The 19,724-nt window shown below is 66.0% G+C and carries 18 protein-coding genes and 2 pseudogenes; 11 read left to right on the top strand and 9 right to left on the bottom strand.

The genetic code is table 11. The features are described 5' to 3' along the window. Nucleotides 1–176 precede the first annotated feature (176 nt). The gene (locus JF66_RS10650) at nt 177–2,096 is read right to left on the bottom strand and encodes an FAD-binding monooxygenase (protein WP_035877730.1); all 1,920 of its coding nucleotides are present in this window, start codon (nt 2,094–2,096) and stop codon (nt 177–179) included. A 193-nt stretch (nt 2,097–2,289) separates the two neighbouring features. Between JF66_RS10650 and JF66_RS10655 the strand changes: the two genes are divergently transcribed. Next, the gene (locus tag JF66_RS10655) at nt 2,290–3,057 is read left to right on the top strand and encodes an MOSC domain-containing protein (RefSeq protein WP_051973419.1); all 768 of its coding nucleotides are present in this window, start codon (nt 2,290–2,292) and stop codon (nt 3,055–3,057) included. A 217-nt stretch (nt 3,058–3,274) separates the two neighbouring features. On the opposite strand, the pseudogene JF66_RS10660 reads toward JF66_RS10655, so the two are convergent. Further along, a pseudogene (locus tag JF66_RS10660) lies at nt 3,275–4,251 on the bottom strand (aldo/keto reductase). 392 nt (nt 4,252–4,643) lie between these two features. Between JF66_RS10660 and malQ the strand changes: the two are divergent. The 4 genes from malQ (at nt 4,644) to JF66_RS10680 (ending at nt 10,227) form a co-directional block, all read left to right on the top strand. Next, entirely contained in the window at nt 4,644–6,779 is a 2,136-nt protein-coding gene (gene malQ, locus JF66_RS10665) for a 4-alpha-glucanotransferase (RefSeq protein ID WP_035877733.1), read from the top strand. A gap of 157 nt (nt 6,780–6,936) precedes the next feature. Then, the gene (locus tag JF66_RS10670) at nt 6,937–8,436 is read left to right on the top strand and encodes an APC family permease (protein WP_035877735.1); all 1,500 of its coding nucleotides are present in this window, start codon (nt 6,937–6,939) and stop codon (nt 8,434–8,436) included. Nucleotides 8,437–8,759: 323 nt separating this feature from the next. After that, on the top strand, nt 8,760–9,251 hold the full coding sequence (locus JF66_RS10675) for a hypothetical protein (RefSeq protein WP_035877738.1): 492 nt from the start codon (nt 8,760–8,762) through the stop codon (nt 9,249–9,251). Nucleotides 9,252–9,309: 58 nt separating this feature from the next. Then, on the top strand, nt 9,310–10,227 hold the full coding sequence (locus JF66_RS10680) for a pseudouridine synthase (protein ID WP_035877741.1): 918 nt from the start codon (nt 9,310–9,312) through the stop codon (nt 10,225–10,227). 11 nt (nt 10,228–10,238) lie between these two features. On the opposite strand, the gene JF66_RS10685 is transcribed toward JF66_RS10680, so the two are convergent. Further along, a complete protein-coding gene (locus JF66_RS10685) occupies nt 10,239–10,862 on the bottom strand; it encodes a LysE family transporter (RefSeq protein ID WP_035877743.1) in 624 nt (207 codons plus the stop codon). A gap of 120 nt (nt 10,863–10,982) precedes the next feature. On the opposite strand from JF66_RS10685, the gene JF66_RS10690 reads away from it, so the two are divergent. From JF66_RS10690 to JF66_RS10700, 3 genes are all read left to right on the top strand, one after another. Next, nucleotides 10,983–11,291: a hypothetical protein gene (locus JF66_RS10690; protein ID WP_035877745.1), complete on the top strand. Its 309-nt coding sequence runs from the start codon at nt 10,983–10,985 to the stop codon at nt 11,289–11,291. A gap of 128 nt (nt 11,292–11,419) precedes the next feature. Next, entirely contained in the window at nt 11,420–11,953 is a 534-nt protein-coding gene (locus JF66_RS10695) for a cysteine hydrolase family protein (protein WP_035877746.1), read from the top strand. A 150-nt stretch (nt 11,954–12,103) separates the two neighbouring features. Then, nucleotides 12,104–12,601, top strand: a complete 498-nt coding sequence (locus JF66_RS10700) for an SRPBCC domain-containing protein (protein WP_035877747.1) — start codon at nt 12,104–12,106, stop codon at nt 12,599–12,601. Between the two features lie 23 nt (nt 12,602–12,624). On the opposite strand, the gene JF66_RS10705 is transcribed toward JF66_RS10700, so the two are convergent. Beyond that, a complete protein-coding gene (locus JF66_RS10705; RefSeq protein ID WP_051973420.1) occupies nt 12,625–13,647 on the bottom strand; it encodes a TerC family protein in 1,023 nt (340 codons plus the stop codon). 273 nt (nt 13,648–13,920) lie between these two features. Here JF66_RS10705 and JF66_RS10710 point away from each other — a divergent pair, with 273 nt between their 5' ends. Beyond that, complete coding sequence (locus JF66_RS10710) at nt 13,921–14,592, top strand: haloacid dehalogenase type II (protein WP_035877748.1); 672 nt, start codon at nt 13,921–13,923, stop codon at nt 14,590–14,592. Between the two features lie 31 nt (nt 14,593–14,623). On the opposite strand, the gene JF66_RS25025 is transcribed toward JF66_RS10710, so the two are convergent. The 3 genes from JF66_RS25025 to JF66_RS10720 all read right to left on the bottom strand — a co-directional run bounded on the left by JF66_RS25025 (nt 14,624) and on the right by JF66_RS10720 (nt 16,832). Next, a complete protein-coding gene (locus JF66_RS25025) occupies nt 14,624–14,923 on the bottom strand; it encodes a cation:proton antiporter (protein WP_255351527.1) in 300 nt (99 codons plus the stop codon). A gap of 20 nt (nt 14,924–14,943) precedes the next feature. Further along, on the bottom strand, nt 14,944–15,807 hold the full coding sequence (locus tag JF66_RS10715; protein WP_255351528.1) for a cation:proton antiporter: 864 nt from the start codon (nt 15,805–15,807) through the stop codon (nt 14,944–14,946). A gap of 134 nt (nt 15,808–15,941) precedes the next feature. Continuing rightward, nucleotides 15,942–16,832 carry an MBL fold metallo-hydrolase gene (locus JF66_RS10720; protein ID WP_156109741.1) on the bottom strand — a complete coding sequence of 297 codons (891 nt, stop codon included), beginning with the start codon at nt 16,830–16,832 and terminating at the stop codon, nt 15,942–15,944. Between the two features lie 55 nt (nt 16,833–16,887). On the opposite strand from JF66_RS10720, the gene JF66_RS10725 reads away from it, so the two are divergent. Further along, nucleotides 16,888–17,565, top strand: coding sequence for a CoA pyrophosphatase (locus JF66_RS10725; RefSeq protein WP_035877749.1), 678 nt, complete (start codon nt 16,888–16,890; stop codon nt 17,563–17,565). A 41-nt stretch (nt 17,566–17,606) separates the two neighbouring features. Here the strand turns inward: JF66_RS10725 and JF66_RS10730 are convergent, their stop codons facing one another. Together JF66_RS10730 and JF66_RS22965 are read right to left on the bottom strand one after the other, a co-directional pair. Next, on the bottom strand, nt 17,607–18,557 hold the full coding sequence (locus JF66_RS10730) for a cytochrome b/b6 domain-containing protein (protein ID WP_051973421.1): 951 nt from the start codon (nt 18,555–18,557) through the stop codon (nt 17,607–17,609). Nucleotides 18,558–18,790: 233 nt separating this feature from the next. Continuing rightward, nucleotides 18,791–18,967 (bottom strand): hypothetical protein, encoded by a 177-nt coding sequence (locus JF66_RS22965; RefSeq protein WP_156109742.1) that lies wholly within the window; start codon nt 18,965–18,967, stop codon nt 18,791–18,793. A 299-nt stretch (nt 18,968–19,266) separates the two neighbouring features. Between JF66_RS22965 and JF66_RS10735 the strand changes: the two are divergent. Beyond that, a pseudogene (locus JF66_RS10735) lies at nt 19,267–19,689 on the top strand (VOC family protein); the annotation flags it as partial. Nucleotides 19,690–19,724: the final 35 nt, after the last annotated feature.

The raw sequence follows: 19,724 nt of genomic DNA on the forward strand, positions 1-19,724 counted from the left end.
GGGCGGGAACAGTGAGAGTCAAGAGAACGTCCAATACAGGTGGGGGATGCGAGGCGCCTCGTGCCGTGGCACGGTTAGACGGCGGTATTCGCGTCAGCAACGCTACGCGGTGCTTCCTGTGTGTTCCCGATGCGCGGCGCCGTGGACGCCCCCACGGCATCCGTTGCCTCGGCGGCCTACCGGGGGAGCAGGTTCTGTCGGAAGAACGCGGCCAGCTCGTCGGTTGCCGACAGGGGCAGCACGGCGGACACGTACTGGTCGGGACGCACCACCACGATGGCGCCCCCACGGTCGATCCCGCGCAGCTCGAAGATGTCGTTCTCCGGGTCGCTGGCGTACAGCTTCTCGTAGTCGATGAGCGCGTACGGTCCGGTCTTCGGCAGGAACGCGTCGGGAACCAGGCTGATGTCCACCTCGGTGTGGGACTGCTGGTAGACCACCTTCACGTCAAAGACGCTGTCGACGTCGGTGCCCGCGGGGGTGTACATGCGCAGTGGAGAGTGGGGTGAGGTCTGCATCCAGTCAGCCCAGCCCACTAGTGCCGAGCCGTCAGCGGATGCCGCCGGGTTCGTGAAGGCTGCAGCGTTCGAGACGGCCGCAGCATTCGCAAAGGCGTAGATGCGCCAGCGACCATCGGCGCGGTGGTGGTGGCCGAGGTGCACCGGGTTGGCGTCAGCCACCCGAACCACCGGGGCGGACTTGAAGCGCTTGCCGATCGGGAACCCGGCGGCGAGGTGCTGATGGGTCGCCTCGCCGATCAGCATCGACGGCGGGTACTGGGTCATGAAGCCGGACGGGAACTCGGCCGTTTTCGTATAGAACTCCTCAAGCGGCACGTCGAGGTCGTCGGGCTTGGTAGCCATCAGGGTTGACCACTCCTTGTCGAAGTCGATCAGGTTCTTGGCGATCACCTGGCGCTCGGCGGAGTAGGTGCCGAGCAGGGATTCGGGGCTGCGACCGTCGAGCACATAGCCGAGTTTCCACCCCAGGTTGAAGCCGTCCTGCATCGATACGTTCATGCCCTGGCCTGCCTTGGCGCTGTGCGTGTGGCACGCGTCGCCGGTGATGAAGACCCGCGGTGTGCGGGTGCCGATTTCGGCGGGCAGCACGTCGTCGAACCGGTCGGTGAGGCGATGGGCGACCTCATACACGCTGTGCCACGGGACGTTCTTCACATCGAGCGTGTAGGGGTGCAGGATGGCGTTCGCCTTGGCGATGATCTGGTCGACGGTGGTCTTGCGCACGGCGCCGTGGTCGTTGGGGGAGACCTCGCCCAGGTCGACGTACATCCGGAACAGATAGCCGCCCTCGCGTGGGATCAGCAGGATGTTTCCGCCCGAGCCGGACTGGATGGCGCACTTGGTGCGGATGTCGGGGAAGTCGGTGACCGCGAGCACGTCCATCACTCCCCAGGCATGGAAGGCTTGATCGCCGGCGAGGGTGCAGCCGATAGAGTCGCGCACGGCGCTGCGGGCACCGTCGGCGCCCACGACGTACTTGGCGCGGACGATTTTCTCCTCGCCCGCATGCTCGCCGGTGGTGTGGGCCAATGTGACGGTGACGGGGTACTCGCCCTCGTTGCTGTTGACCAGGCCGCGGAACTCGTAGCCGAAGTCCGGCGTCATGCGAGTGGGGGAGTACTTCATCACTTCCGCAAAGTAGTCGAGCACGCGGGCCTGGTTCACGATGAGATGCGGGAACTCGCTGATGCCGGTGGGGTCGTCTATCGCGCGGGCGGTGCGGATGATGCGTGAGGAATCGGAGGGGTCGGGCTTCCAGAAGGCCATCTCGGTGATGCGGTACGCCTCGGCGATGATCCGTTCCCCAAAGCCGAACGCCTGGAAGGTCTCCACGCTGCGGGCCTGGATTCCGTCGGCCTGTCCGATCGCCAGGCGTTCGCCTCGGCGCTCCACGATTCGGGTGGTGATGTCCGGGAATTGGGAGAGCTGGGCGGCGGTGATCATGCCCGCCGGGCCGGTGCCCACGATCAGCACGTCGACGCTGTCCGGCAACTCAGCGGGTCGATCGATGCCGACCCCGGCGACATCCTGAATGCGGGGATCGGTGGACACGTATCCGTGGTGGTGAAACTGCACGGCTTCCTCACTTCTCTGTGTGGTCGAACGCTGCTGTCGTCATGATGTGTTCGATAATAGAACGTGATGTTCGATTATCGCTTTGGTCGAATCATATATCATGCGGGGGCGCGAGCGCGACAAGCCACACGGGATCACGGTCATTGGTTACCTTTGAATTGGGTCATTCATTCGGCGATCGGGGATCACTATCATGCACATTGGCGAGATCGGCTTGTCCGCACTCAAGGGTGCACGTCACCAGCCCCGGGAGGGCGTTGTGCTCCGGGCGGATGGTCCGGAGGGCGACCGCGTTTTCGCCGTGGTGGATCCCACGAGCGGCCAGGTTCTGAGGACCGTGGAGAATCCGTCCCTGATCACCGTGGCGGCCAGGTGGGTCGACGGCGTGCTCTCCGTAGAGGCGGGGGGCCGGAAGATTGCCGCCGAACCTGTGCTGACGGGCGACTATCTCGAACTGGAGTACTGGGGCCGGCCGACGTCCATGGAAGTGGTCGATGGCCCGTGGGCCGGCGAGTTCTCCCGCATCCTGGGGCGGAGCGTCGTGCTCGCCCGCAGCGCCGTCACCGGAGGCGCCGTCTACGGCGATTCGGTCACGATCTCCACCACGAGTTCGCTTGCTCGGCTGGCCCGCGAATCCGGCGTCGCCGTTGATGCGCGCCGGTTCCGTTCCACGTTCACGATAGATACCGGTGACGCCGACGCGCACGTCGAGGATTGCTGGGCCGGGCGTGAAATCGAACTCGGGGGAGCGCGCCTGCGGGTGAACGGCGGCATCCCCCGCTGCGCGGTCATCGACCTCGATCCCGACACCGGAGCCCGCGGAACGACTCTCCTGAAGACCCTCGCGGCCTATCGGCTCCAGGGCAGTGACATCATGTTCGGCGCCTACGCCGAGGTCATTCGCCCCGGCACCGTGTACATCGGGGACGACGCACGTGTGCGTGACGACAGCCCAGCATGACGGAGGAGTCCACGCTCCGTTCGTGATGCTGCTGTCGGGGCAGCGTCGTTTCGTGGGCCGACTCCACGATGGCAGCGGTGCACTCGTTCTTCAGGCGGCACTCGTTCAGACGAGTACCGCCTGGCAGAGGAGTGCCAGGCGGGGGAGAACGCGAATGGTGGCCCGCGCGGCCGCCTCGACCAGGTTGGAACGGGAACGGCCTCTCGTTGCTGACCGGTCAGAACCCCTCGGGCAGGCGCGGCAGATACGGTGCCTCGAGGCGGGCGCGCTCCTCAGCGCTGAGTTCGAGATCGAGCGAGGCGATGGCATCGTCCAGATGCTGCTGCTTCGTGGCGCCCACGATGGGCGCCGTCACCGCGGGGTTGCCCGACACCCACGCCAGGGCCACCTGGCGCGTGGCACTCCTCGCGCGGCGGCGATGTCGGCCACGACGGATGCGACGGTGCGGTCGCCCTCCTCGGCTTGCGTGTAGAGGGTCTGGCCGAACAGGTCTGTCTCTGTACGGACGGTCTTCTCGTCCCAGTCGCGAGTGAGCTTGCCGCGCGCGAGCGGACTCCACGGCGTCAGGCCGATGCCGGCATCCGTGGCGAGCGGGATCATCTCCCGCTCCTCTTCCCGGTTGATCAGGTTGTACTGGCTCTGCATCGACACGAAGGGCGTCCACCCGTTCACCTGTTGCAGGCGCAGGGCCTTCGCGAACTGCCAGGCGAACATTGAGGAGGCACCCAGGTAGCGCGCCTTGCCGGAGCGCACCACATCGTGCAGGGCCTCGAGGGTCTCCTCCAGCGGGGTGCTCGGGTCGAAGCGGTGCACGATGTACAGGTCGACATAGTCGAGGTCGAGGCGGCGCAGGCTGTTCTCTATCTCCTGCAGAACCGCTTTGCGGGAGAGCCCGCTCTGATTGGGGCCGTCACCGACTGAGCCGTACACCTTGGTCGCCACGACGATTTCGTCCCGGTTAGCGTACTCCGTGAGCGCTCGGCCGAGGATCTCTTCGCTCGACCCGCCGGAGTAGGCGTTGGCGGTGTCGAAGAAGTTGATGCCCGCCTCCACGGCCTGCCTGACGAACGGGCGGCTGGTTGCCTCGGTCAGCGTCCAGGCGTGGTTTCCACGCTCCGGCTCTCCGTAGCTCATGCAGCCGAGGGCGAGCGGCGAGACATCCAGGCCGGTGGATCCGAGCTTGACATACTTCATGGGACTCCTTGAGAAGCGAATGCCCCGGGGCGCGTGTACCTCGGCGGCCGGGATGGTTCGTGCAGGTTTTATCGTGCCGGGGCGGTTCGTGCCGCGGGTGTCAGAGAGCGTCGTGCGTCGGCGCGGTCTGCTGTGAGCACATGGCCACGTCGATCTAAAAACGGTAGCGCACGTGACTGCGGACGACCTGCTTGGTGACGCCCCGTTGCCGCCGTGTCGAGGTCATGCCTCCCCGCCGTTTCGCGCGTTCGCCGCCGCAGCGACCTCGCAGCACTTGTTCGCCGAGGGGGCACTTGTGCAGACGAGTGCCGTGCGCGCCACGCGCGCGTGTCACCCCATCGGGGCCGCTCGGAACTCTGCGCCACGCTCGGAGTCGCCCATAGAGTGTGGGCATGACGAACGACGGACTGAATGATTCGCCCGACGAACTGCTCAGCTTGGCCGCCGAACTCGGCGTGGACACGTGGTTGTGGGGTGAGGACGGCGGCATGGTCGCGGTGAGTGCCGACACCCTGCACGGCGTGCTGCGAGCCCTCGGCGTGGCCTCGGAGACCGCCGACGAGGTCAGCGCCTCTCGACGGGAACTGCGCCTCGCACCGTGGCGCCGGTTGCTGCCGCCGGTCGTGGTGTTGCGCGCAGGGACCGAATTCGGCCTTCCGGTGCACGCGCGGCAGGGGGCATCCGTCGTGGTTACCCTCACAACCGAGGACGGCACCGAATGCGACCTGCCTCAGATCGACGAATGGTGGGACACCGAGAACGTCGACGGTGAGACGGTAAGCCGACGGATCTTCAGCGTTCCGGCCGACCTGCCCCTTGGATGGCACGTTCTGAACGCCGAAACAGAGGGTCGAGGGGCATCCGTTTCTCTCGTGGTCACGCCGGGGAGTCTGGAGAGCCCGCCGGCGCTCGATGGGCACCGGGCCTGGGGGCTGATGGCGCAGCTGTACTCGGTGCGGTCCCGGCGTTCGTGGGGCATCGGAGACTTTGCCGACCTCGCTGACCTGGCCGCCCTCTCCGGGGCCCAGTACGGTGCCGACTTCGTGCTGGTGAATCCGCTGCACGCCGCGGAGCCCGCGCCGCCGGTGGAGCCATCGCCCTATATGCCGAGCAGTCGACGCTTCTTCCATCCCCTCTACCTGCGCGTCGAAGACGTGCCGGAATACGCCTACCTCGCGGCTGATGCCCGCACGCACGTCGAGGCGCTCGCCGCCGAGCTGCACCCCACGAATGAGAATCCCGACCGGATCGATCGCAACCCGGTGTACGCCGCCAAGTTGGATGCCCTGACGCTGATCCACGAGGTGCGCCGCTCCGCCGCCCGTGAGCAGCAGTTCGCGTCGTTTCGGGCGAGCCAGGGGGAAGCGCTGGAACACTTCGCCCTCTGGTGCGCCCTCGCCGAAAAATTCGCCCCCGACGCCCCGGAATGGACGGTGGAGCCGACCGGCCCGCGCAGCGCCTTCGCCCTGAGCCACCAGGCTGCGCTCGCCGACCGCATCGAATTCCACTGCTGGCTGCAATGGCTCTGCGACGACCAGCTCGACAACGCTCAGCGCGCGGCGAAAAAGGATGGCATGGCCCTCGGCATCGTGCATGACCTGCCGGTGGGCGTGCAGGGTGGGGGAGCGGATGCCTGGACCCTGCGCGACGTGCTGGCCCCGGGTGTCACCGTGGGGGCGCCGCCGGACATGTTCAACCAGCTGGGCCAGAACTGGGCTCAACCGCCGTGGCATCCCGGCCGGCTCGAAGAATCCGGCTACGCCGCCTACCGCGACATGGTGCGGAGCGTGCTCCGGCATGCCGGCGGTATCCGCGTCGACCACGTGCTGGGTCTCTTCCGGCTGTGGTGGATTCCGGAGGGCGCGAACGCGACACAGGGAACGTACGTGCACTACGACCACGAGGCGCTGATCGGCATTCTCGCGCTCGAGGCGCAGCGAGCGGGGGCCATCGTGATCGGCGAAGACCTGGGCGTGTTCGAACCCTGGGTGCGCGATTACCTGACGGAACGCGGCATCTTCGGCACCTCGATTGTGTGGTTCGAAGATGCCGACGGAGTGCCGATCCCACCCGAGCAGTACCGACAGCGGTGCCTGACGAGCGTGAACACGCACGACCTGCCGCCCACCGCGGGATACCTGGCCGGCGACCACGTGACGCTGCGCGAACAGCTCGGAATCCTCACCCACCCCGTCGAGGAGGAGAGGGCGCTTGATGCGGCCGAGCAGCAGTCCGTGCTCGGCCTGGTGCGCGAGCGGGGCCTGCTGACCGCGGCCGTCGCATCCGTTCAGGAGACCGTCGAGGCGCTGTATGCCTTCACGGCGCTCACCCCGTCGACCCTGCTGGGGGTTGCCCTCGTAGACGCCGTCGGCGAGCGCCGTACCCAGAACCAGCCGGGTACGGTCGACGAATACCCGAACTGGCGCGTTCCGCTCGCCGGGCCCGACGGGCGACCGGTGCTGATCGACGACCTGCCCGCGAACCCCCGGTTCGCGGCCCTCGTGCAGGCGATCGACGGTATCCGCTGACGCCGATCAGGACTCGGTAGACGTCGTGTCGAATTCTGCAGCGCTCGATGTGCGCGGTGGCGGAGGGCGGATGCGAGCGGGGTGCCTAAGATGTCGTATTGCTGTGCGCGTACCCCCAATCGCTCGGGTGCGTTGAGCACAGAACTGAAAGGCAACGATGCCCGACGAACGAACCGTCTCCACGCCGCTCGGCGATACCGAGCACCTCAACGCGCTGGGCTATGAGGATTCCTTCCACCGCTCCATGAGTCTCTGGGCCACCTTCGCCCTTGGCTTCACGTACCTGTCCCCGCTCGTGGGCATCTACTCGCTCTTCGCGCTGGCTCTGAGCACCGGGGGACCGCCCTCGATCTTCTGGCTCATCATTGTGGCGGCCGGTCAGCTGCTCGTGTCCCTCGTCTTCAGTGAGGTTGTCTCCCAATACCCCATCCACGGCGGGATCTATCCGTGGACGCGGCGCCTGTGGGGCCGGCGCTACGCCTGGATGGCCGCGTGGATCTACATCTGGGCCATGATCGTGTCGATCACGGCGATCGCCGAGTACGGCAGTGGATTCTTTGCCAACCTGTTCGGGTTGGCCATCACCAAGGAAATTACCCTCGGGCTCACCGTGGCATTGCTCGTCTTCGCTCTCGTTCTCAACTTCACCGGAACGAAGACCCTGGGCAGGGTGGCCCAAATCGGTCTCGCGGCCGAACTGGTCGGTGTGATCGGTGTCGGACTCTACCTGTTGATCTTCCAACGACACAATGATTTCGGGGTGTTCTTCACCAGCATGGGCGTTGAGGGTGACGGAAACTACCTCAGCGCGTTCCTCGGCGCTGCGCTCGCCGGATTGTTCCTCTTCTACGGGTTCGAGGCCTGCGGCGACGTGGCGGAAGAAGTCGCGGACCCCGCGCGGCAGATCCCCAAGGCCATGGTCATGACCATTCTGGTGGGCGGTGTCTCCGCGCTCTTCTCGTTCGCGGGCTATGTGCTCGCGGCCCCGAACCTGCAGGCGATCGTCAATGGAGAAGACGCGGACCCGATTCCGCACATCCTGGAGGCGAGTCTTGGCCCCGTGGGGGCGAAGATCTTCCTTGTCGTCGCACTGACGGCGTTCCTCTCCTGTGTCCTGAGCTTGCAGGCGGCCGCGAGTCGGCTGTTGTTCTCGTTCGCACGCGATGGAATGATCCCTGGCCACCGTTGGCTCTCGAAGGTCTCCGAACACAGCAAGGTCCCCGTCAACTCGCTCATCGTGGCCTGCGGTATTCCCGTGCTGCTCAGCATCATCATCTACGTCGGCCCTGATGCCCTGCTCACGCAGGTCACGTCATTCGCCGTGCTGGGAATCTACGTGTCGTTCCAGTCCGTCGTCCTCGCCTCATTGCGCCAGAGGATCAAGGGGTGGCGCCCGGCGGGGCCCTTCAACCTGGGCCGGCTTGGTTTTGCGGTCAACGTCGCGGCGCTGGTGTATGGAATCGGCGCCATGCTGCTTCTGGCGTGGCCCGGCAGCTCGGGTGTCTTCGTCAATGACTGGATCGTGTTGATCGGATTGGGCGTCGTGGGCGGCAGCGGCCTGCTCTACCTGTTTCTCGCGCGGCCCGATCGTCATTCGGACGCTCCGCAGGGCGATGCGATTCACATCGCCGAAATCCTGAGATCGCTCGCTCGGTAGCAGATAGTGAGTCCCCGCAGGGTCTGCGGGGACTCACCGCGTGGCGCGGGCGGCGAGTCTCACGGGCTCCCCGCCCGTTTTCCGTTCTCGTGACTGCAGGACGGGCGCAACGGTGACATCATCGCCACGCTCGCCTGCGCCAACTTCGAATGCTGCGCCAAGGTGCGTAAGCTCCCGTCCATCGCCTGTATCGGTTTCGACGTGCGAGACGGGAGCTAGCCCCGACAGAGGCTCGGACATTGGATACCCCACTGGGTATCTAGTAGTGTGGAGGTCACGCCGTACCACCAGCTGCCGGCGTATGCCCAATCGAGGAGTGGTCCATGACGGTGTCGAATATCCTGGCCGAGCTTCGGCGCTGGACGAGACGTCGCTGGGCGATTGCTGCCGCTGTGGCTGCGGTGGTCGGTGTCGGTCTGGCCCTCGCGTCTGGCGCGGTTGCCGTGGTTGATGGTGCTCTCGGCGTTCCCGGCTCACCATGGGCGCTTGCGCTCACGGCGGTCGGTGCCGGCATGGTCGGGTTGGTCGTCGCCAGCTATTTCGCCACCCCGATCGGCGCGGAGGCAACCATGTGCGATCTGCGCTGGCCCGTGCTCGGCGTGATCGCGATACTTCTCTCGACAGACCTGCGCGCGGATGTGCCGATGCTCACCGGAATCGTGCGTCCCGTCGTCGCTCTCGCCGCGATCGCGCTGCTCGCCTGGGCCGCACGGGAACGTCTGGAGGCCGAGCGTCGCGCCGTGGACGAGACCGGGGACGGTGACGTGTGTACGACCTGTCGACCACTGCTTCCTGGTGTGCGGAGCCGCGCCTAAACTGCTCAGACGGAGCCCGGTTTGCCGCCTGGTCGGCCCGGCCGCGTACGATCGGGGGATGCCCCCACGTTCCCCCCTGTCGCAGCGACACGGGCTGGATGCCGCGTGGGTGTGCACCCCGGAACGCGCGCACCACTCGCCGTGGGCGACCATGGGTCAATGGCTTGATGAGCGACTCTCGGAGTCCCTCGATGTGGCCGGGTTTCTGACCGATGAGCGTTTTGTCTATGAGAACGCGTCAGCCGTTGTCGGTGATGACCCGTACCGGCCGAACACCTTCGTCTGGTTTCATCGCGATTTGGCCGCGGAGGTTGTCGTACCCGGGCGCATTCACGTGATTTATCGCGACGAACGCATCGTGGTGATTGACAAGCCGGCCTTCCTCTCCACGATTCCGCGCGGACGGCACGTCGTGCAGAGCGTCGTGGTGCGGCTGCGCGACGAGCTCGAGCTCCCGGAACTGTCGCCGCTGCATCGGCTGGACCGGGTCACCTCGGGGCTTCTCGTGCTGGCCACTGAGCGCCGCTGGCGCGGAGCCTATCAGTCGATGTTCCAGCGGCGGGAGGTGGGCAAGACGTACAGCGCACTGGCTCCGCTGCGCCCCGGGCTCGAACTTCCCGCGACCGTGCGTAATCATCTGCTCACGCGTCGAGGTCAGTGGCAGGCGGAGGTGTCGCCTGATGAGCCGGTCAACGCCGAGTCACTGATCGAACTCGACAGGGTGCTCGACAAGCTGGCCATCTACACGTTGACCCCCCGCACCGGGCGTACCCACCAATTGCGCATGCACATGTTCGGCCTCGGAATTCCCATCGTCGACGACCCGCTGTACCCGGTCGTTCAGGACGTCTCGGTGCACGATTTCCGTCGCCCGCTCCAGTTGCTGGCGAGTCGGCTGAACTTTACGGACCCGATTGACGGACGGGTTCGGGAGTTCACGAGTGTGCGCACGCTCCCGCTGCACGGCGAGGAGTGACGTACGGGGTGTCAGTGGATCAGGGCCAGCAGAATGGCGACGCCCACGAACAGGCTACCGAAGGTGCGGTTCAGGATCTTCTGACCACGAGGGGTATTCGTGAACCGCTGGAACGATTGCGCGGCGGCCGCGAAGAACAGCCACATGACCACGATGTCGATCATCACCACGGTCACGGTCAGCACCACATACTGGGGAAGCAACGGCAGCTCGGGCCGGATAAACTGCGGCATGAATGCGAGAAAGAAGACGAGAGCCTTGGGGTTGAGCAGGTTCACCCACAGGCCCCGACGAAACATCGACCAGGCGGGCACTCGGCCGAGTGCGGCGATGGCGTTCCGGTCCGCGGTCGGTTTCACCAGGAAGAGCCGAATGCCCAGGATCACCAGGTACGCAGCCCCGGCGTAACGAATGATGTTGAAGATCACCGGCGAACCGGCGACGAGCACTCCCACGCCGAGTGCCACGATGATCACGTGCACGACGAGGGCTACCTGTTGGCCCAGGACTCCCCAGATGGAGCGGCGAAAGCCGGAATTCAAGGCGTTGTTCATCGTGTTGATGGCACCCGCGCCGGGCGTGAAGCTGATCAGAACGCTGGCGCCCGCGAGGGCCAGCCACAGAGAAAGTTGCACACGCCAGCGTATCGCGGGTGACCCCCGACACGACGACCGCGCCGCGTGAGCACGACTTTATCGACGCTATCGCTCGCGACCCGGCGTGGGTAGGGTGATGGCAACGAAAAGGAGGCAGTCGTGACCGCACGACCGCATGACGTCACTGACTTGTATCTCGCTCCCGTCGCTCTGGGCCTCGAGCATCGCCTCGAGGAATTCGCCGACCTCCCCGCCGACGAGGTGGCCTATCGGGTGATTCTCGGTAGCGACCGCGAGCCACGCAACGCGAGTGAACGAGAGGCCGCGCTGGTGGAGACCCTCACGCGGGGGCTCGAACTGCACGGCTGGCACGTGTCCCGGCATCCGAGAGGGCTGCTGGTCGGGCACGACAACTACGCGCTCGTGCTGGGCCTGTCCGCCAATCTGGTCGCGTACCTCAACGGCTGAGCCCGGTCGCACCGGTCGCACCGATCGCCGTGGCTGGCACGGCCGTGGCGAGCCCCTGCGCCATTCATGCGCCAGACTGTGTTCAATCGTCGCCAGCCGGGCGCGTGCGGAGCAGCGGAGGTTGCGAGATGACTCGTGGCGTACTTCTCATCGATATTCAGCAGGACTACTTTGCCGGCGGGGCGTATCCGCTCGTCGGCGCGGACGCGGCGGCGCTGGTCGCCTCACGCGTGCTCGCCGAGGCTCGGGTCGCCGGTGACTGGGTGGGCCACGTGCAGCACCTGGCGGAACCAGACGGCGGCTTCCTGATCTCGGGAACGCCGGGCGCAGACATCCACTCCGCTGTGGCGCCGCTGGCGTCGGAGACCGTCATCACGAAAGGCAGCCCGAATTCATATCTGGGCACCAACCTGCAGGCCGTTCTGCAGGACAACGACATCGACGATCTCGTGGTCGTTGGAATGATGACCAGTATGTGCGTGGATGCGACGGTGCGGGCCGCCCTCGACACCGGTCGCCGCGTCACGGTGGTCGAGAACGGATGTGCGGCTCCCGACCTGGAGTTCGGCGGGGAGACCATCGGTGGTCGCCAGGTGCATCTCGCCTTCGCGGGCGCACTGCGCGACGCCGGTGCCACGGTTGTGACCTGGCCAACGACCTAAGTCGGGCCCTCGGGTCGGACGGTTGCCGCGGGAACCCGTCTGCGGTGCCCGAGCCACTCTGTAACGCCACGATGTTGAGGAGCTCTGGCGGTATCGCGCACAGTGCATCAGTGAAATCCTGTCGGAAGAGAATCGAGAAGGAGAATCACCATGACTGTTATCAGTTCCCACACCGATCCGACAGCGCTCACCCTCACGTTCGTGGCGGACTTCGACGCGACGGTGGAGCGGGTCTGGCAAACCTGGGAGGACCCGCGCCAGCTGGAGCGCTGGTGGGGGCCGCCCACCTGGCCGGCCACGTTCGCCCGGCACGACTTCGTGGCCGGCGGACGCTCGCGTTACTACATGACCGGTCCCGATGGGGAGAAGGTGCACGGCTGGTGGGTGACCGGGGCCATCCAGCGACCGCACCGCCTGGAATTCGAAGACGGCTTCGCCGACGAGAACGGGGAGCCCACCGGCGACCTCGGGGCAACTCGTGCCGTGGTCACGATCGAGGAGGCCGCGGGGCGTGCTCGCCTGACCATCGTCAGCACGTTCAGCAGCACGGACCAACTCGAGCAGCTGTTGGCGATGGGCATGGAGGAGGGCATGCACGGGGCCATGGAACAGATCGACACCATCATCGCGGATGATTACATGATCTGATCCGACCCCGGCACGTCGGTGTTCTAGTGGCCGTCCGTGACCTTCGGCGCGGCCGCGGTTTCACTGAGCTGCTGACCGTTTGTGGCCGCATCCCCCCGGGTCTTCGCGAGGCTCGCGATCGTGGCGACGGCGATGGTCGCGCCGATGAAGACCAGAGAGAACCAGATGGGGATCTCGGGCACCCACAGCACGGGGTCGCCCCCATTGATGAACGGGAGCTCGTTCACGTGGAATGCGTGGAAGACGAGCTTCAGGCCGATGAAACCGAGGATCACGGCCAGCCCCTGGGAGAGGTACACGAGACGCTCAAGCAGGCCACCGATGAGGAAGAACAGCTGGCGCAGCCCCATGAGAGCGAACGCGTTCGCGGTGAAGACGATGTATGCCTCCGAGGTGAGGCCGTAGATCGCCGGGATGGAGTCGATCGCGAACACGAGGTCGATGAATCCGATGGCGATGATGGTGAGCAGCATGGGGGTGACGAAGCGCTTGCCGTTGATCTTCGTGGTGAGGCGGTCGCCGTCATACTCGTCCGAGACAGGCAGCACCTTGCGGGCCACGCGCACGAAGAGGTTGTTCGCCGGGTCTCCGCTGTGGCCCTTCACCTGCATATAGGCGAGCACGAAGAGGAGGGCGCCGAACAGGTAGAAGACCCAGGAGAAGTTCTCGATGAGGGCGGCGCCCACGGCGATGAAGCCACCGCGCATGATGAGGGCGATGATGATGCCGAACATCAACACCTTCTGCTGGTAAGCCTTGGGAACAGAGAAGGCGGCCATCACGATCAGGAAGACAAACAGGTTATCGATCGAGAGCGCCTTTTCGGTGAGGTATCCGGCAAAGTACTCGCCGCCATACCTCCAACCGGAGACGACTCCGATGCCCACGCCGAAGAGCAGGGCCAACCCGATGTAGAACGCAGACCAGCGAGCGGATTCACCGACGGTGGGTTCGTGAGGCTTGCGCACGTGCGCGAAGAACTCGTAGGCGAAGAAGGCGATCGTCACACCGATGGTGATGATCCAGATCAGGGGAGTGATGTTCATGGGGAGCTCCAGGGCAGGGGGCGGACGGAGTTCAAGGTCTCTTCCACTCGGTTGTCCCCAGAGGGAATCGAGCCGGCCTCCCGGGACACATCGTTGAGTCCGTACTGACGGGTGGGCCGCGTGGGAGTACTCCCCTTGCGTACTCAAATCTAAGCGATGTTAGCTGAGAAGATGCCTGTGACACGAGTTCGCCTGACGTGTGAGTTGTACTCCCCGCCGGGTTAGCCTCGAGAGTGTGGCCTTCGAGCCGCCCCAACCCGGAAGGACGGACCCATGACCCACACACCCACCGTGATCGTCTTCGATGTCAACGAGACCCTGTCGGACATGAGGCCCCTTCAGGAACGTTTTACGGACATCGGCGCCCCGGCCTTCCTCGCGCGCATCTGGTTTGCCGCACTCCTGCGGGACGGATTCGCGCTCGCCGCCGCCGGCGGACGCTCGACGTTCGCGGTGATCGGGGCGGAGGGGCTGCGGAGCGTGCTGCGCGACGTCGATCTGAACCGCGGGCTCGACGATTCCGTGCGGTACATTCTCGACGGATTTGCCGAGCTGAGCCTGCACCCGGATGTCGTCACGGGACTCGAGGGGCTGTCCCGGGCCGGGTTCCGTCTCGTGACCCTGTCCAACGGTGCAGCCCGGGTGGCCGAGACGTTGCTGACCACCGGGGGCGTACGGAGTGCCTTCGAGGCGGTCCTCACCGTCGAAGACGCCCCCGCCTGGAAACCGGCCCCGGCCGCTTACGCCTACGCAGCGGATGCATGCGGCGTGCCCGCCGCCGACATGCTCCTGGTGGCCGTGCACCCGTGGGACATCCACGGCGCAGCGCGGGCCGGCCTGCGTACCGCGTGGCTGAATCGCACCGGCGAGGTGTATCCGAGCTACTTCGCCGCCCCGGATTTCACGGTGCGGGACCTGAGCGAGCTGGCCAACGCTGTGTCGTGACCGGCAGCATCCGTCCGCGGTGGGCGGACCCTCACGACGTGGGTGTCCGGAATGCCCGGGCGACGAGTACATCCGTGGAGGAGTGCGCAAGGATCGACAGCACGATCACGAGCGCGATCAGGTGAAACAGCAGGTCGGCCTGGTCGATGCCTGATTCGAGCACGAGGATGCCGTAGACCACCGACGCGAATCCTTTCGGACCGAACCACATCGCTGCGATCTGCTCCCGCATCGGAAAATGAGCGCCGAGAAAAGACACCAGCAACGCGAGCGGGCGCGCGAGCACGAGGGCAAGGAGCGCGAAGATCCAGCCGGTGAGCGGGATCTCCATGAACAGAAAAGCGGGAGTGATCAGGCGCCGAACACGAGGATGGCCGCCAACTTCAGCAGCTCAGTGACCAGCTCTCCGAACTGTTCGAACTCGCGCCGAAACCGCGGGCTGTAGGAGGCAACGGTGATGCCGGCGGCGAAGGCGCCGAGGAAGAGGTTGGCATGGGTTGCCTCGCAGATCGCCAGCACCAGCAGTCCGATCGACACGGTGACGAGTGGTTGGAGGGCCGTGGTCGCCCGGAGGAACGGCAGTTTCTCGAGCCGTAAAACGATCAGCGGCACCGCCACGCCGACGACGATGCCGAGGGCGATCTCGCCGGCCAGGGCCCACCCGGACGCGTTCACCCCACCGGGAGACAGCCCGCCGCTGGCCGCGATCAGCACGAGCACGATCGGCAGCGCCAGACCGTCGTTCAGGCCGGACTCCACGTTGAGCAGGTGACGGAGTCGCGCGGGGACCTCCCTGCGGCCCACGATTGCGGCGGCGAAAACCGGGTCGGTCGGGGCGAGGACGGCGCCGAGCAGAAAGGCTTGCAGCCACGGTACGCCCACGACGACGTGCGCCAGCACTGCGGTGATCAGCAGGGTCAGGGGGAGCCCCAGGAGCAGGGCACGGCCGGGGAGATGCCAGGCCGACCTCAGGTCCGCCAACCCCACGCGCATTCCGTCGGTGAATAGTACGGAGAACAGCGCCAGTTCGGCCAGGGTCCCCACGATTGGGTCGCCCGCTGTGATCGTGAGCACGCCGAGTCCGCCCTGACCGAGAACGAATCCGCCGAGCAGAAAGAGCACCGCGGTAGAGAGCACGGTGCGATTGGCGCGCTCGGAAATGAGCACACCGATCACCAGCACGATCGCAAACGACAGCAGTAGGGTCGCGCTCACGGGGTCGCCCTCGGCGGCCCTGCGGGGACGCGGTGCGATCCCGGTGCCCAGATCGTCATGGCGACAGTATGCCACCGGCTGTGGGTGGCGTCATCGGCAGCAGCGTCATGTCGAACGCGGCCATCCGTGCGGCGTCAGCGGCCGAACAGTCGGGAGAACTGCAGGCGGATGCGTTGCAACGCTGCTTCGCGGCGGCACGGTCCGTTCCAGATGATGAAGTTCGAGAAGCGGTGGGCGCCCGGGCGGCGCGCTACCCGCGCGGCGGCGTCGCGCACGTGGCGCAGGTCTGCGACGCTCAGGGTCAGGGGAGCCTCGTTGGGGTGTCGCGTCGACCCACGGGGAAAGTCGCGGCCGGGCCGAGCGGTCATTTCGATGTGGGCGCCGAGGACCGCGGTCACCGGATGCGCGGCGGCGAAGTCGCAGAGGGCGCTGAGTGACGATTCGAAGGCCGGGAAGTCGTCCACGTAGAGCCGGCCAGGGTAAACCGTGTCGCCGGTCAACAGTATCCGCGTCGCTGGATCGTACACGGTCACGGCGGAGGGATGGTGTCCCGGGGTGGGGATCATCTGCAGCACGCGGGCGCCCAGGTCGAACTCGGCCGTGCCGCGCGGCCACTCATGAAGGCCGAAGAACGAAGCGACCGCTGCCGCGCCGTGGCCGACGATGCGGGTGGCGTCCCGGTGGATGAATTGACCGTCGCCCGCCACATGGTCCCCGTGCGCGTGCGTGTGGGCGACGACGAGTTCGTACCCTGCCCGCGGATGCTCGAGCAGCCAGCGCTCGACGAGGCCGTCGACCGTGCTCCTCAGCGGAAAGTCGCCGCGGCTCGCGTGGTCGCCGGTGTCGAGGAGCAGAGCGCTGTGCTCGCCGAAGAGGAGGTAGAGCAGAGGCGCCTCTGCGGTCTGTTCGAGGCCCTGTCGGAGGATCACGGTGTTCGCCATGAGCCAGTGCACCTGGATCGTGGGCGCCGTTTCGTCTGGACGGGCCGTCGTGCTCCAGCGCATCGCGAGGTCGGGGTCAGTCACCTCTCCAGTCTGCCAGCCGGAGCACGGTGACAGGGGAACTCCGTAGGCTGGAGCAATGTCCAATCCTCTCGCCGGCCCTCGTGCCGAGCTCGTCGCGTTGTGTGAGCGCGGGCTTGACTGGTACACCGACGTGACACGTGTTCTGCCGCCGGCCTCCGCGGCACGACCAGCGGCCGTGCTCGTGCTCTTCGGGGTGCTCGACTCCGTGCCCGCGCGGTCACCCGGCCTGGTGCCGCCCGATCTTGACGTACTCCTGCTGCGCCGCGCGGCAACGCTCGGCAGCCATCCCGGACAGATTGCCTTTCCGGGTGGCCGACTCGAGGCCGGGGACGCCGGCCCCATCGCCGCCGCCATCCGCGAGGCCGCCGAAGAGACCGGCGTGGATCCCGCTGCCCTCGAGGCACTGGGAACGCTGCCCGACCTGGCTGTGCCGGTGAGCAACCACGTCGTCACGCCCGTGCCCGCCTGGTGGACGCATCCGTCGGAGGTGGCGGCCGTTGACCACGATGAAACGGTCGAGGTATTCCGGGTGCCTGTCGCCGATCTGCTCGACCCTGCGAACCGGGCCAGCACGGAGCACTCGATGCGAGGTCATACCTACCGCGCGCCGGCCTTCACCGTCGATGGTCGCCTGATCTGGGGTTTCACCGCTATTGTGCTCTCACGCATGTTCGACGAGCTCGGCTGGGCCGTGCCGTGGGACCACGAGCGCATCGTGGAATCCGACAGCTGACGGAGTCCACCTCGCCGTGGCATCCGCCGTGGTCGGATAGCTCAGCGTGAGACGGTTCCGGTGAGCGAGGCGATCGCCCGAAGGATAACCGGGCGGGCCGCCACCCACGCCACGATCATCAGCACCAGCGCCGCGGCGAAGACGCCGAACCCCAGCCAGCCGTCATCGTTCCGCGCCGCGTACATGTGGTTGAGGTTTCGCAGTGCGCCGGTGGAGAACACGAGCACGACGTGCACAACGATGAAGGCGACGAAGAAGATCATCACCGGATAGTGCACGGCACGCGCCACGCCGATGGGGTAGACCTTGCTCAGCCGACGGAACGTCCACGACGGGGACATGCGCAGGCCGGTCAGGAGCGCGAGGGGAGCAGCCACGAACACGACCAGAAAGTAGCTGATGGTCTGGATGGCGTTGTAGTTGACCCAGCCGCTTTCCACCGGCCAGTCCAGCGACGCGTACTGCAGCATCGCCGACAGCGCGTTCGGAAAGATGCTCCAGGTCACGGGCACGAGACGCAGCCACTGACCGGTCGCGAACAGCAGAATATAGAACAGCACACCGTTTGCGACCCACAGCGTGTCAAACGTGATGTGCAGCCAGAGGCTGAGGCTCATCTTGTTCGGCGCCCGGCGTGTGCGGAGGAGCCCGGTGTTGTTGCGCTTCCAGAACATCGTGGGACGTTTCGTGGTGTGGATCTGCCAACCCGAACGAATCACGAACAGGATGAAGAAGGCGTTCAGGCCGTGCTGCCAGTTGAGCCAGGCGGGAAACCCCACGGGGGCGGATTCCGGCAGCGTCGTGGTGCCGGGGAACTGGGTGAGGAACGACTGAACGTCGGGAAGCGAGCGGATGCCCCGGGCCGCGAGCACAACGCCGGCCAGTACGAGGAGGGCGACCGGAATGATCCAGACCAGCCTGAACCAGCGGTTACCGGAGAGCGCGGCCAGACGGCTGCCGGTGCTCGTCGTGGGGGACCGCGTCGTCTTCATGTTCAGTCTCCTGCGTACCGTTGTCTTTCGCCTGACTGAAAGCCTAGCGCCCGCCCCACGACGTGCGGAGCGTCGGTCGGGTGAGGTGAGCGTGGCGCCGCGAGCACGCTCGATATCGATCTGACATTCCGTGACACGGTGGCCAGAATCCAGGCCAAACCTGCTGTCCACGATCGAACGTACCGCTCCGGTCGTGGATGCGCCGGAATTGTGATTCGCACGGTGCACCGTGGTTAGTGCGTCGAGTCACCGTCGGGTGTTCCCGGGCTCGTGAGGTCGGATTCGCGCTCGGACTGGCGCTGGCGAAAGAGGTCGAGTTGCCGTCGCCGGGAGTCGCTGATCACTCCATGCAGGTCGCGCGGCGCGGAGAGTTCTGAGTCAGACGTAAGGGGGAGGGTTTCCGAGTTCATGGCTTGACCACATTTCTGTCGGGGATGAGGTGCGACCGCTGCAGCGGACTCTGCCGCTGAGGATGCCGTTGCCTGTCGAGGGCCGGGGGAATCGGGACTGGTTCCCGCTGTACTCACGCTCCGGGATCCGTCTCAGCGGAATGGGAGGTGTGCACGCTTTTCGGGTGGGAAGAGGTGCCTGCAGGAACAATATTGGATTCTGTTAGGCCCTGTCAACGAACTCCTGTCGGGCACTACCCCAATGCGAGGGTCGAGCCGATAATTGTTGGGTAGACACCATTGACTAAGGAGGCAGACCCATGACCACCACCCGACTCAACCCGTACCTGGGCTTCCGCGACAGCGCCGAGAAGGCGATGGAGTTCTATCAGTCGGTGTTCGGGGGAGAGTTGACGAAGAGCACCTTCGCGGATTTTCACGCCAGTGACGACCCCGCCGAGCAGGACAAGATCATGCACTCCCAGCTGACGGCAGCCAACGGCCTCACCCTGATGGCCTCGGACACTCCGAACAGCATGGAATTCACGACGGGAACCAACTACTCGGTGTCGCTCAGCGGCGACGACGAGGCGGAACTCAGCCGGTACTGGGCCCAGCTCGCTGACGGCGGAACGGTCACGACGCCGCTGGAGAAGGCGCCCTGGGGCGACAGCTTCGGCATGTGCACGGATCGGTTCGGCGTGACCTGGCTGGTCAACATCGCCAGCGCTCAGGGCAGCATGGCGGAGCAGGGCAGCATGGCGGAGCAGGGCAGCAT

Origin of the sequence: Cryobacterium sp. MLB-32 (assembly GCF_000738085.1) — a bacterium.
In the GTDB taxonomy this organism is placed as follows: domain Bacteria; phylum Actinomycetota; class Actinomycetes; order Actinomycetales; family Microbacteriaceae; genus Cryobacterium.